Origin of the sequence: Niastella sp. OAS944, assembly GCA_024809215.1 — a bacterium.
Taxonomy (GTDB): Bacteria; Bacteroidota; Bacteroidia; order Chitinophagales; family Chitinophagaceae; genus Niastella.
Map to the genome: position 1 here is coordinate 2,018,627 of JANUBW010000001.1, position 13,217 is coordinate 2,031,843.

Here is a 13,217-nt window from a genome sequence, read left to right on the forward strand (position 1 = left end):
TTTTCCCAGTACTTACTAACCCACTCTTTCTTGATATCAACTACAGCTCACGCACAGCCTGTTTGAACTGATCGCCACGATCTTCATAGTTCTTGAACAGGTCGAAGCTGGCGCATGCCGGACTTAACAAAACCGTATCGCCCGGTGCAGCTAAATGAAATGCAGCTTTTACGGCTTCTTCAGCAGTTGCTGTGTTTACCATCAGCTTTACATCATTTTGAAATGCTTCATGTATTTTACCATTGTCGGTGCCTAAACACACGATCGCTTTTACTTTTTCACGAACGAGGTCCAACAGGATAGAATAGTCGTTTCCTTTATCAACCCCACCCAGTATTAGAATAGTAGGCCGTTCCATGCTTTCCAGGGCATACCAGGTGCTGTTCACATTGGTAGCCTTGCTGTCGTTGATGAACTCAACACCACGTACAGTAGACACGGGTTCCATTCTATGGGCCAGCGATTCAAACGTTTGAACGGCTACGCGGATCTTCTCCTTACGGATGCCCATCGTAACGCCCCCTAAGCTTGCTGCCATTGTGTTATTCTGGTTGTGTTTTCCTTTTAAAGTAAAATCACTCACATTCATCTGCATCTTCTCATCATCAACTGTAACAGTCATCTGTCCGTTCCTGATAAAACCGCCCTGGGGTATTTCTTTGCTCATACTGAATGGTAATGGGTTAGATTTGATGGTATATTTCTCTAAATACTGCATGGTCACCGGATCATCGGCACAATAAATAAAATAGTCCTGTGCTGTTTGGTTCTCTGCTATTCTGAACTTACTGTGTATATAGTTTTCGAACCGGTAATCATATCTGTCTAAATGGTCTTCCGAGATATTAGTGAGTATCGCCACATCTGGCCTGAACGTTACAATGTCATCCAACTGAAAACTGCTGATCTCTGCCACATACAACTCTTTTGGGTCCTCTGCTATTTGTTTGGCAAATGAATAACCAATATTGCCAACAAGCGCACAATCTAACCCCGCAGTTTTACAAATGTGATACATCAACGACGTTGTTGTCGTTTTTCCGTTACTGCCCGTGATGCCAATGATCTTACTGTTGCCTTTGTAGCGGTATGCAAATTCTATTTCACTTATAACCGGTATTCCTTTCTTCCTGATCTTTTTCACCAGTTCGTTCTTCTCCGGAATACCCGGACTTTTCATCACTTCATCCGCGTTCAGTATCTTTTCTTCGGTATGCTGATTTGCTTCCCACTCAATTCCATATTTATTCAGCTCTTCTTTATATTTCTCTTTAACCGCCCCGCCGTCCGACACAAATACATCATACCCCTTTTGCCTGCCAAGGATGGCAGTGCCCACGCCGCTTTCGCCGGCTCCAAGTATTACCAATCGCTTACTCATGTAATTACTAACTCCATTACATCAGACTCACCGCCTGAGCTTTTTTATTAATCACGTATAAATCCGGATTAGGGGGTTCTTCGCTAGTTTGAATTCTTACTGTCCTACCACACTCTACCTACCTACTATGATGGTTTTCCTTAAGTGGAAATTCAGAGTGGTGGTTTTTCAGTAATCCGCTTTCTATGTTTTTTAAGGTACCGGCTAACCGATCACGCTCTTTATTTTGTTATCTTATTTTCAATGTTACTATCGCAAACACTATACACAAAATGGTTACGATCCAGAACCTCGTTACGATCTTCGATTCATGATACCCCAGTTTCTGATAGTGGTGGTGTAGCGGGCTCATGAGGAATATTCTTCGCCCTTCACCATATTTTCGTTTCGTGTATTTGAAATATGATACCTGTAAGATCACACTCAGGTTTTCAACCAGAAATACGCCGCAGAATATAGGTATCAATAATTCTTTTCTTACAATGATGGCCAGCGCCGCAATAATACCACCCAGTGTTAAACTACCGGTATCGCCCATAAACACCTGCGCCGGATATGAATTGTACCATAGAAATCCTACGCAAGCCCCAATGAGGGCGCCAATGAATATACTCAACTCGCCCAGGTTGGGAATGTACATGATGTTCAGGTATTCGGCAAACCGCAGGTTACCACTGGCATAGGCAAAAATGCCCAAACATGTTCCTATGATCGCACTCGTTCCCGTTGCCAACCCATCAATACCATCGGTGATATTTGCACCATTTGATACAGCAGTTACTATAATGATCACAATAACCGCATACAGTATCCACGTAAGCCCACGTAAACCTGCCGGTAATAACTTCGAGTAGTTAAACTCGTGCGACTTTACAAAGGGAATAGTTGTGATGGGCTCATCGGCAATAACAAACTTCTTCACCTTGCCATCAAAATTAATTTCCCTGTAATTAGCCGTTTCAGCTGGTGGTGTTGAACCGGTAAATTCGCGCCACGCCTTTGTATTATTATTAAACAATATGGTAGCAGCAACTACAAAACCTAATACAACCTGTCCTAGTATTTTAAACCAGCCGGCCAGGCCATCTTTATCACCCTTTTTATAAGCGATACCTTGTTGCTGGGCCAGTTTTTTAGCGCGCAGCTTCAGGTAATCATCTATAAAACCTATGAGCCCCAACCATACGGTTGCAAATAGCATGAGCCTGATGTACGCTTTTTGAAGGTCGGCCAGCAATAAGGTTGGCACCAGAATAGCCGTGATGATGATGAAACCACCCATGGTTGGTGTCCCTTTCTTTTGCTGTTCGCCGGCCAAGCCAAGGTCGCGTACGGTTTCGCCTACCTGTTTTTTGCGCAGGTAGTTGATAAACTTTTTCCCAAACACAGCAGATATTACCAGCGAAAGTATCACTGCCAGTAATACGCGGGATGTAATGAACTGAAACAGTCCAGCCCCCGGCATCTTAACCCCCAATTCCCTTAACCACTCAATTAAATGGTACAACATGTTGGTTTATATTTAGGTGTACGAGCTCTGGTTCCTCATTTTTCATACAGCTCAAACATTTCACGCATCACCTGCTTATCGTCAAAAGGATGTTTTACTCCTTTTATTTCCTGGTATTTTTCATGACCCTTACCGGCTATCAATATAATATCACCGGGTTTTGCCATGCTTACTGCCAATTTAATGGCTTCCTTGCGATCGGGTACCGATACATATTTTCTTTTGGCCGCGGTATTTAAACCGGTTTCCATTTCGGCCAGTATTTGCAATGGATCTTCACTGCGCGGATTATCGGAAGTGAACACCACTCTATCACTATGCTCACAGGTTACTTCGGCCATCACCGGGCGTTTGGTTTTATCCCGATCGCCGCCACAGCCAACTACCGTAATGATCTGCTCATGTCCTTCGCGCAATTTTTTTATAGTAGCCAGCACATTCAGCAATGCATCGGGTGTATGGGCGTAATCAACTATTCCTATTACCTTCTGGTTAGGCGATATTATATAATCAAACCGCCCCTCGGCACCGGTGATCTCGCTCAGGCAACGCAACACTTCCTGTTTATCTTCTCCCAAACAAACCGCTGCGCCATATACTGCCAGCAGGTTGTAGGCATTGAACTCACCAATAAGGCGAAAATGTACTTCCTGGTCGTTGATGGTCATTACCAAACCGGTCAAACTGTTCTCCAATATTTTGCCTTTGAACTCGGCCATGGTACGCAAACTGTATAAGTATTTGCGTGCATGGGTGTTTTGCAGCATTACCTGACCACGTTTATCATCGGCATTTGAAATAGCAAATGCATCTGATGGCAACGAATCGAAGAAAGATTTCTTTACCCTGATGTACTCATCGAATGTTTTATGATAATCCAGATGATCGTGGGTAATGTTACTGAACAAACCGCCTGCATACTTTAACCCGGTAATGCGATGCTGGTGTATGGCGTGTGAACTGGTTTCCATGAATACATGGGTACAGCCACTGTTCACCATTTGTTGCAACATGGCGTTCAGGCTAATGGCATCTGGCGTTGTATGCGTAGCCGGCACAATTTCATTTCCTATATGGTTTTGTACTGTGCTTAACAAACCGCATTTATATCCCAATGATGTAAAGAGCTTGAATAATAAGGTAGCGATGGTGGTTTTACCGTTGGTGCCGGTTACGCCAATAAGCTGCACTTTTTCTGACGGCTGCCCGTAAAAGTTATGCGCCATATAACCGGCGGCGGCGGCACTGCTTTCAACCTGCACATACACCACTCCTTCTTTAAGTTCGGCAGGCATTGTTTCACAGATCACTGCTGCAGCGCCCTGTTGTAATACCTGGTCAATGAACTTATGACCATCTACCGCAGAACCTTTTACTGCAATAAAAACCGATCCTGCACTTACCTTTCGTGAATCTAACTGCAGGTCACGCACCGGTATGCTGGTGTTACCATGTACCGAGCGAATGCTTACTTTATATAATATATCCTGCAGTGTCACGCTATATAATTATTAGTTCAGTTCTAAAGTCACAGTTTGATTGTTACTTACGTATGCACCGGGTTCTATACTCTGGTTGGTTATTTTCCCTCTTCCCCGAAACACCACTTTCATCTTTCTGTTTTCCAACAGGAACAACGCATCTCTTAAACCCATTCCCTTTACATCGGGCATCACCTTGTTCGAAACCTTCCTGTTGTTCAACTCAAAACGATTATCCAGCGAATACAAATGGCCCCATTCATCGGCCCTTGCCGAGTCGCGATACTTCATCTTCAACTTCTCCACCACTTCTTTTATATCTTCAACCGAACCGGCATATAAGTTATAACTGCTGTCTTTTGTTATTGCCAGTTGTTTTATGCCTCTGCTTCTATCGGCGTTCAGCGCATATAATTTATCAGCGATCTCTTTAAACACTGGTCCTGCAATTTTTGCTCCGTAATACACAGGTGCAAATGGTTTGTTTCGAATTACCACTATGCAGCTGTATTGCGGATGGTCGGCCGGAAAATAACCTGCGAACGACGACTGGTAAATATGCTCACTATATCCTTTGTTGCCGTTGGCCATTAATGCCGTTCCGGTTTTACCTGCTGCCCTGTAAGGTGCACCTCTAAACAATTCCATTGCCGTTCCATCGGTACAAACACCTTCCAAACACTGACGTAATTGTTTTAAGGTTTTTGAACTACAGATCGATTCTTCCAGTACCTGTGGTTCGTTCTCTTTTATCTTCACGCCATTCTCGGTAATCGCATTTACCAGGTAAGGCTTCATCATTTTACCATTGTTTGCAACAGCATTGTATAACATCAATGTTTGCAAAGGACTTACCATTACTTCGTACCCGAAACTCATCCATGGCAGCGATGTTGAGCTCCATGATTTCGATTTGGGTGTTTTCACCACTGGATTTGCTTCGCCCAACAAGTCAATTCCTGTTGGTTGATCGAATCGCAGTTTCTTAATGTGATTTATAAAACGAGTCGGATTCTTACCATAGTAGGTCGTGGTCAACTTCGCCATTCCAACATTCGAGCTGTGTTCAAACGCCTGTTTTACGGTTGCATCTGTGCCATGATCTTCGGTGTCATATACAGTTCTGCCATTTACGTTCCAGCTTCCGCCTTCGAGGTTTATGTGTTGCTGCAAAGTTATTAATTGATCTTCGAGCAACGCTAACATCGTAGCCAGTTTAAATGTTGAACCTGGTTCTGATGTTTGAATGGCGTAATTATAGTTCTCCCAATAACCACCCTCTGGTCTACGGCTCAGGTTGGCAATTGCTTTCACTTTGCCGGTTGCCACTTCCATTACAATACAGGTGCCATACTCACATTCATTTGTTGTCAATACATTAAGCAATGCATTTTCTGTTATATCCTGAATGTTAACATCCAGTGTTGTCACAATGTCCTTTCCGTTCTGTGGTTCAATTTCCGATCCGTCTACAGGCACAAATACGCCGGCTGCAATTTTTCGCATCAGGCGTTTACCACTTTCACCGCGTAATTGATCGTCATATGTTTTTTCGAGCCCCACATTCATACTACGCATGGTACCGCCACTGTCAATGTACTCGCGTGATAGTCCGATGGTTCTGTTTGCCAACAGGCCAAACGGGTTCAACCTTTTATCTTTTACTTCAGCAATAAAACCGCTTTTGTTCTTTCCCTCACGCACCAATGGCAAACTGCGTAACTGTTTGTATTGTTGAAATGTCAGGTTCTTTTTTAATAAATAGTACCGGTTCTTTTTTTGATAACCTGTTTTTAATTCACGGCGCCACGATGCTTTGCTTTTTTCAGGAAACATTGCTGCAAGGCCAATTGACAGTGAATCAAGGTTATTATCGAACCGCGCACCATTCTTTTGACGTAATCCTTCTGCTGCAAAATCTATATATATATCAAAATATGGTGTTGATGTACTGAGCATGCGGCCATCTTCGCTATATATGGTACCGCGCTGTGCATCTAGTTCTACAAACTTCTGCTGTTGGTCTTTTGCCTGATCGCGCCAGTATGAACCCTGCACCTGCTGAATATATATGGCCCGGCCCATGATCGCAAAACTGAACACCACTATGCCAATAAAGCACAGATACACCCGCCATAATATGTCCTTTTTAACCTCCACTTTTTATCGTCAATGGTGAAAGGAAGATGCCTTTCACTTTATCATTTTTAATTTCTCTGTTTTTTATTTCTCATTTCCAGTTGAATCAACCAGTATGGCCGGTGGAACTGTTAGTTCTTTTAATCCCAGGGGTTCTACCGATTTTGCCAGTTCACTTTGTTTACTGCGGAACATCACATCACTTTTCAGTGTTTTGTATTCGTATTGCAGCTCCTTCAGTTCGCGATTCACTTTGTTTATGTTGCGTACCGTATTATCGGCAAAGTGACCATTTGCGATATAAACAATTGCAAGGCCCGACAGGAACAGGAAGAAAGGAAGGTTCTTCACAATCCACCTGTACCCAAACAACCTTTTTCGTTGTCTTCTCCTGCGTGATATTTCTTTTTCTTCACTCATTTTTCTTAATCGAATAGCGGTCAGACAGGTGCTATCCGTCTAACCGCTATAAATGCTTAATTCACGAGGCGTAATTCAAAATAGAAATTGCAATTTTTAATACCCTTTATTATGAGAACAAGAACTCTGTTTAATCAATTGGCAATTGACAATGGGCAATTGGCAAAGTTGCCGTGCCTTATGTCCTCGCCTCTAATCTTTAGCCCCATTCATCAATTGCTGTATTATTGCTTATTGCCTATTGTCTATTGTTCTTCTACTCTCTCCGCTACTCGTAACCGGGCACTTCGTGCACGGGAATTTCTTTTCATTTCGGCTTCGGTTGGAACGATTGGCTTTTTAGTTATTGCTTTGAGGGGTGGTGTGGAGGTTTGTAATCCGAACGGGTCAACATCCACTTCTTCTTCTTCAAAATGCCCTTTGCGAAAAAAATTCTTCACGATCCGGTCTTCCAAAGAATGAAAAGTTATGATAGCCACACGGCCGGTGGGTTTTAACAGGGGGGGAACCTGTTGCAGCATTTCTTTTAACGCGCCTAATTCATCATTCACCTCAATACGCAAAGCCTGAAATACCTGGGCAAAGTATTTATTTGGGTTTCCTTTTACTACCGAGTGCAGTGCCTGTTTAAAGTTGGAGATGGTTTTAAGCGATGCCGTTTTACGAACCTGAACAATGGTGCGTGCCAGTGTTTTTGAGTTGGTTACTTCACCATACTGTTCAAACAACTTATGCAACCGTTGTTCATCGTAGGTGTTAACCACTTCAAAAGCGGTTAGTTGCTGCCGCTGGTCCATACGCATATCGAGGTCGCCTTCAAAACGGGTGCTAAACCCGCGGTCGGCTGTATCGAACTGATGACTGCTAACACCAAGGTCGGCAAGAATGCCATCAACCTGTGTTATTTTGTGTAGCCGGCAAAACCGCTGCAGGTGCCTGAAATTGTGCGGAACAAAAATGATACGATCATCATCGGGCACATTTTTACGAGCATCTGCATCCTGATCGAAAACAACCATACGCCCTTCGGCGTTAAGATGTTTTAGTATTTCCAGGGAATGGCCGCCGCCACCAAAGGTACAATCAACATACACCCCGTTCGGGCGAATGTTCAATCCGTCGATGACCTCGTGCAATAAAACCGGTACATGGTAAACAGGCTCACTCATAACATTACAATTGTGTAGTATTTTGACCACCCATTACCCGCTCTGCCAGATCGCTGTACTTTTCCGGTGTAAAAGACTCAAAGAACTGTTGGTACTTAACTTTATCCCAGATCTCAATTTTATTGATAACAGAAACCAGTACTACATCTTTTTCAAGCCCGGCGTGGGCTTTTAAATTGGGTGGTATCAGCATGCGCCCCGCAGAATCTAATTCACTAAGCGATGCCCCCATTGTGAAATATCTTAAGAACTCCCTATTTTCGGCCTTGTATTCGCTAACTTTACTTAGTTCGGCAAGTATAGGATCCCAATTTTTTTTAGGATATAAAGTCAAACATTTTTCAAAACCACGAGCTATGACAAACTGGTCACCCGCATCCTCCGGCAGTTGTTTTTTGATTCCCGCTGGTAGGAGAAAACGACCCTTAGCGTCTAAAGTAACCTCGTATTCTCCGAGAAATTGTATCATTTACAATGAGTTGCACCCGTTTGACTAATACCTACACAAAATAACACTTTTTCCCACTTTCTAACCTGAATTTGGAAAGAATATTTTTTCCACAAGGATTATTATTTGTATACTGGTGGTCCACAACGGTTTCCAGCGGTTTTCTACCTTCTTTTCTATCAAAGGATGTGCACAACTATGTGAATTAATGTGAATAACTGTGCGTAAGCTGTGAATTAGCCGGCTAAGTGTTATTTCTATCTTCATTTAAGTTCAAATACTTATCAAAAACGCCCTGTTTAGTCATCAAAACAGCCCATTTTGCCGGTGGGAGAAAAGGGAAATGTCATTTTCGGAGCTTAGAACCGGTGGGAAAAAATGTCAAAACCATACTCAAAAATAGCCCTGGTGGGAGAAAATGAAGGAAGAAGTTTACTGTTTATGGTTCGGCGTTCACAGTTTATGTCTTTTAAAGGTCAACTCCGGTTTTTAGGGTGGGGCTTTTGCGACTAAACAGCCCGGTGGGAAAAAATGTAAGTCACGTGGCAAAGTAGTATGCTTGGTTTTTAAAAATTGGTGGTAGAAAGTGGGGGAAGTCTTCATACCATTCATCCCTGACCCACTAACAGAATATGCTTTTCAGCCAAACGAGTAATTCCTTTCGTGACTAAAAATAAAAAAGCCTCCCGGAGGGGAGGCTGCACTAATCAAATACCATTAACCATTAAACCTTATCCTATGCCACCAAGTTACGGAATAAATTAATACACGTCAATATTTTATTTAAATAAATTAAAAACTAAATCCATGTCAACTTTTTGCTAATTGTTGAAAACTAATAGCGGTATTTTTTAGTCACAACATGACCCGATACAGGTAAAAAAGGACCCGCCCCCACTCAGTTTCAGTCCCCTTTGCGTGTATTTGCAGCTTACCGATCATCACAGTCAATGGGTAATTGGCAATGGGCAAAAGGCAAGGATTGCCGATATTCGGTCGTCCCTTTTAATCGCGAATCTCCTTTTGCCTATCGTCAATTGCCTATTGCTTATTGCCCGTTGCCTATTGTCTATTGCCAATTGATTCCCTTACCTTTGCCTCTCATCAAAACCGCGGCAGTTTGCCGCATACAAGATGCATCCAAAAGAACTATCCGTTCACGATTTTACCTATGAGCTGCCGGAACAAAAAATTGCCCGGTACCCGCTCCCCGAAAGAGACAGCTCCCGTTTACTTCTTTACAAAAACGGAGCAATTTCAGAAGATATTTACCGCAACATCGCCCGGCACTTATCATCCGACTCTCTTCTCATCTTTAATAACACCAAAGTAGTGGCCGCCCGCCTGCTGTTTCAAAAACCAACCGGAGCAGTAGTGGAAATTTTTTGTCTGGAACCGCCGCCCCAATATGCCGACATGACCTCGGCCATGACGCAGCAGGGCAAGGTTACCTGGATCTGCCTTATCGGCGGCGCCTCAAAATGGAAACCCGGTCAAATTCTTGAAAAACGAATGGACTGGAATGGCCAGGAAGTTATTCTGCAGGCCCGGTACCTGGGTAAAGAAAAAGACAGCTTTGCCATTGAGCTTTCGTGGACGCCCGCTTCGCTCACTTTTGCAGAAGTGTTGCATGTAGCAGGTAATATTCCACTTCCTCCATATATAAAACGTACGGTTGAACAAACCGATAGCGACCGGTACCAAACCATTTATGCCAATACCGAAGGATCGGTAGCCGCTCCAACAGCAGGTTTGCATTTTACCAATGCAGTTTTTGAACAGTTTAGTCAAAAACAAATACACCGTGAGTACGTTACCCTGCATGTGGGCGCCGGTACTTTTAAACCGGTGAAAAGTGATACTATGAGCGGGCATCCCATGCACGCCGAGTTCATCGATGTTACTATTGATACTATTACATGTATACTTCAATACCTCAGTAAACAAATTACCGTGGTGGGCACCACTTCATTAAGAACGGTGGAAAGCCTTTACTGGCTTGGGGTGAAAGCTACGCATGAACCTGATTGCCCACTCGAAGAATTGGTAGTACATCAGTGGTACCCATATGAGCAAAATGGTGCTCCGGTACCAGCGAAAACGGCCCTTGAAAATTTAATAAGTTATTTGCAAAAGCGGGGGCTCAATCGCATTATTACCAAAACATCGCTATTGATAGCACCGGGTTATACCTTCCAAATTCCCAATGCACTGGTAACAAATTTTCACCAGCCGCAATCAACGCTGCTTTTATTGGTAGCTGCATTTGTTGGTAGCGACTGGCGAAAAATTTATACGTATGCGTTAGAAAATGAGTTTCGCTTTCTTAGCTATGGCGATGGCTGCCTGTTATTTCGGCATTAACCTGTTCTTTCGCTAATGGAATTTCGAGTGTGAAGGCCGATCCTTTGCCCAGTACGCTATCAACCTTGATCTTGCCATCATGGGCATCGACAACGGTCTTCACATAACTTAAGCCTAAACCAAACCCTTTTACATTGTGGATATTACCCGTATGGGCGCGATAGAACTTTTCGAAGATACGGCGAACCGTTTCCTTGCTCATACCAATACCATTATCTTCAATACGTATGCCTATAGCTTTATTGGTATTATAAGTAGCGATTTTAATCAACAGGTTCTCTTTTGAATATTTAACCGCATTGTCAACCAGGTTCGATATCAGGTTGCGGAAGTGTACCTGGTCGGCCTCAACAAAATCAAACCTGGCATCGAGACTTAATTCTGCATGGGCGCCTTTTTCATCAAGCACCAGAATGTAATTATCCATGATGTCATGAATAAGATCGTGAACATGTAATGGCACCTTGTTAAGGGTAATTTCCTGACGGTCCATTACGGCAGCCTGCAGAATGGTTTCCACATGCTTGTTCATTCGTTTGTTCTCTTCTTTAATAATACTGCTGAAGTAGTTCATCTTTTCACGGTCCTGCGCCACTTTTTCATTACGCAAAGCATCTACTGCCAGCGAAATGGTGGCCAATGGCGTTTTGAACTCGTGCGTCATATTATTAATGAAGTCGTTCTTTATTTCGCTCAGCTTTTTCTGGCGTAACAAGGCGTTCACCGTAATATAAAAAGCAGTGATGATCATAAGGGTGAAGAAGATGGCGCCCACGATCATCCAGCGCATTTCACTAAGTACGATCTTTTTAACATTGGGTACAACCACCGTCATAGTTTCTTCCGGCACCATGTTCTCGAGGTCGCTGCCACTGGGGGGTTGAAAAAGGTAGTACAATACCAGGTTACGATCGCTGGCCGTATCTTCTACCTGGTTAAGATAGGCTCTTGATTTTATTTCGTACGAAAGCAGGCTCACGTTGGAGGTGATAGCAAATTCAAACTTCACATCTTTGAGGTTTTGGGCCGCAAAAGCTTTTTGTAGTTTTTCAGCTACTTCCTGCTCGGTAAATTTTTGTGCAATGGTAGGCGGCTTCATGTATTCCATCTTGAATTGCTCTGAAGGCCACGAAAAATCGGGACGCGAACGCGAACTCCTTAAAGAAGGCATGGAACCCTTTTGGTCCATCAGGCTCATACCTACTTCATTGATACCGCGAATGAGTTTGTATTTAAACTCTTCATGTTTGTCTACCAGCATGGTACGCAACCAGCTGTACTGTACATATATGGTCCCTATCAGCGATAAGCTGATCAGCACAATAATAACAGGAAAAATTTTCCTTAATTGCAAATTATATGGTTTTAATATCGCCGCTGTTGTCATTATCTACCGGTTACCTTTTACTTCAATACTTCCTCCTGTTACATGGGAAAAGAACAACATCCCATAGCAGATAATTTTAACCGGCAAATTTAATAAACGAATTTAGGTTGCCCTATGGCACAAGAATCGTATACTATGGTTTAACTTAGTTTTACCAAGTTAGCCCGTTAAATTGAGGCACTAACTTAGAAAAGTTTTATTGAATCGCTAAAATTTTTGAACAATCATTTTAGATAGCCGTTTTAAGTGCTAATTTAGGATATGGTAAACCCAGGACCAGGCATATTACTCATTGCGGAACCTTTTTTAAAGGACCCGAATTTTAGCCGAACAGTAGTGTTTTTGTGCGATCACCAGGAAGAGGGCAGCTTTGGTTTTGTAATAAACCGGGTTTTTGGCCACACCCTCAATGAACTGATGAACGACCTCGACGAGCTTAAACTTCCTGTTTTTTATGGCGGGCCGGTTCAAATGGATACCATTCATTTCCTGCATCAATACCCCGACCTTATACCTGGCAGCTTTGAAGTGCTGGATGGTATATACTGGGGCGGCGATTTTGAAACAGCCATTACCCTCATTAAAGCCGGCTCCATAGATACTACAAAGATCCGGTTTTTCATTGGTTACAGTGGCTGGGGCAGCGGCCAGCTTAATGATGAATTGAAAGAAAAATCATGGCTTACCGCCCAGGCAACCCGCAAACTGGTATTTCACCGCAAGGCCGATGAAATATGGAAAGAATCGCTCAAACACCTTGGCGGCGATTATGAAATGATGGCCAATTTCCCCGTTGATCCACAACTCAATTAGCAATTGGCAATAGACAACTGACATGGGAGCACTCTGTTTGAGCCCTCCACCAACTCCTCAACATCGTTAACTTTCAATTGAAAAGAATAGGCAACAAGCAAAATT

Annotated in this window: 10 protein-coding genes; 2 read left to right on the plus strand and 8 right to left on the minus strand. The window is 43.1% G+C overall.

What is annotated here, in order from left to right:
• Positions 1 to 40: 40 nt before the first annotated feature.
• The 7 genes from murD to mraZ all read right to left on the minus strand — a co-directional run bounded on the left by murD (position 41) and on the right by mraZ (position 8,569).
• Positions 41 to 1,381, minus strand: coding sequence for a UDP-N-acetylmuramoyl-L-alanine--D-glutamate ligase (gene murD, locus GGD38_RS07835; RefSeq protein ID WP_375298564.1), 1,341 nt, complete (start codon positions 1,379 to 1,381; stop codon positions 41 to 43).
• Between the two features lie 229 nt (positions 1,382 to 1,610).
• The gene (mraY, locus tag GGD38_RS07840) at positions 1,611 to 2,891 is read right to left on the minus strand and encodes a phospho-N-acetylmuramoyl-pentapeptide-transferase (RefSeq protein WP_375298563.1); all 1,281 of its coding nucleotides are present in this window, start codon (positions 2,889 to 2,891) and stop codon (positions 1,611 to 1,613) included.
• Positions 2,892 to 2,926: 35 nt separating this feature from the next.
• On the minus strand, positions 2,927 to 4,390 hold the full coding sequence (locus GGD38_RS07845; protein WP_375298562.1) for a UDP-N-acetylmuramoyl-L-alanyl-D-glutamate--2,6-diaminopimelate ligase: 1,464 nt from the start codon (positions 4,388 to 4,390) through the stop codon (positions 2,927 to 2,929).
• Positions 4,391 to 4,402: 12 nt separating this feature from the next.
• The gene (locus tag GGD38_RS07850) at positions 4,403 to 6,532 is read right to left on the minus strand and encodes a penicillin-binding protein (RefSeq protein ID WP_375298561.1); all 2,130 of its coding nucleotides are present in this window, start codon (positions 6,530 to 6,532) and stop codon (positions 4,403 to 4,405) included.
• A gap of 63 nt (positions 6,533 to 6,595) precedes the next feature.
• On the minus strand, positions 6,596 to 6,931 hold the full coding sequence (locus GGD38_RS07855) for an FtsL-like putative cell division protein (RefSeq protein WP_375298560.1): 336 nt from the start codon (positions 6,929 to 6,931) through the stop codon (positions 6,596 to 6,598).
• Between the two features lie 245 nt (positions 6,932 to 7,176).
• On the minus strand, positions 7,177 to 8,100 hold the full coding sequence (gene rsmH, locus GGD38_RS07860) for a 16S rRNA (cytosine(1402)-N(4))-methyltransferase RsmH (protein ID WP_375298559.1): 924 nt from the start codon (positions 8,098 to 8,100) through the stop codon (positions 7,177 to 7,179).
• Between the two features lie 4 nt (positions 8,101 to 8,104).
• The gene (gene mraZ, locus GGD38_RS07865) at positions 8,105 to 8,569 is read right to left on the minus strand and encodes a division/cell wall cluster transcriptional repressor MraZ (RefSeq protein WP_132561826.1); all 465 of its coding nucleotides are present in this window, start codon (positions 8,567 to 8,569) and stop codon (positions 8,105 to 8,107) included.
• A gap of 1,113 nt (positions 8,570 to 9,682) precedes the next feature.
• Here mraZ and GGD38_RS07870 point away from each other — a divergent pair.
• The gene (locus GGD38_RS07870; protein ID WP_375298558.1) at positions 9,683 to 10,912 is read left to right on the plus strand and encodes an S-adenosylmethionine:tRNA ribosyltransferase-isomerase; all 1,230 of its coding nucleotides are present in this window, start codon (positions 9,683 to 9,685) and stop codon (positions 10,910 to 10,912) included.
• Here the strand turns inward: GGD38_RS07870 and GGD38_RS07875 are convergent.
• Positions 10,875 to 12,266: a sensor histidine kinase gene (locus GGD38_RS07875; RefSeq protein WP_375298557.1), complete on the minus strand. Its 1,392-nt coding sequence runs from the start codon at positions 12,264 to 12,266 to the stop codon at positions 10,875 to 10,877. The genes GGD38_RS07870 and GGD38_RS07875 overlap by 38 nt on opposite strands.
• Before the next feature lie 294 nt (positions 12,267 to 12,560).
• On the opposite strand from GGD38_RS07875, the gene GGD38_RS07880 reads away from it, so the two are divergent.
• Positions 12,561 to 13,112 carry a YqgE/AlgH family protein gene (locus tag GGD38_RS07880; RefSeq protein WP_375298556.1) on the plus strand — a complete coding sequence of 184 codons (552 nt, stop codon included), beginning with the start codon at positions 12,561 to 12,563 and terminating at the stop codon, positions 13,110 to 13,112.
• Positions 13,113 to 13,217: the final 105 nt, after the last annotated feature.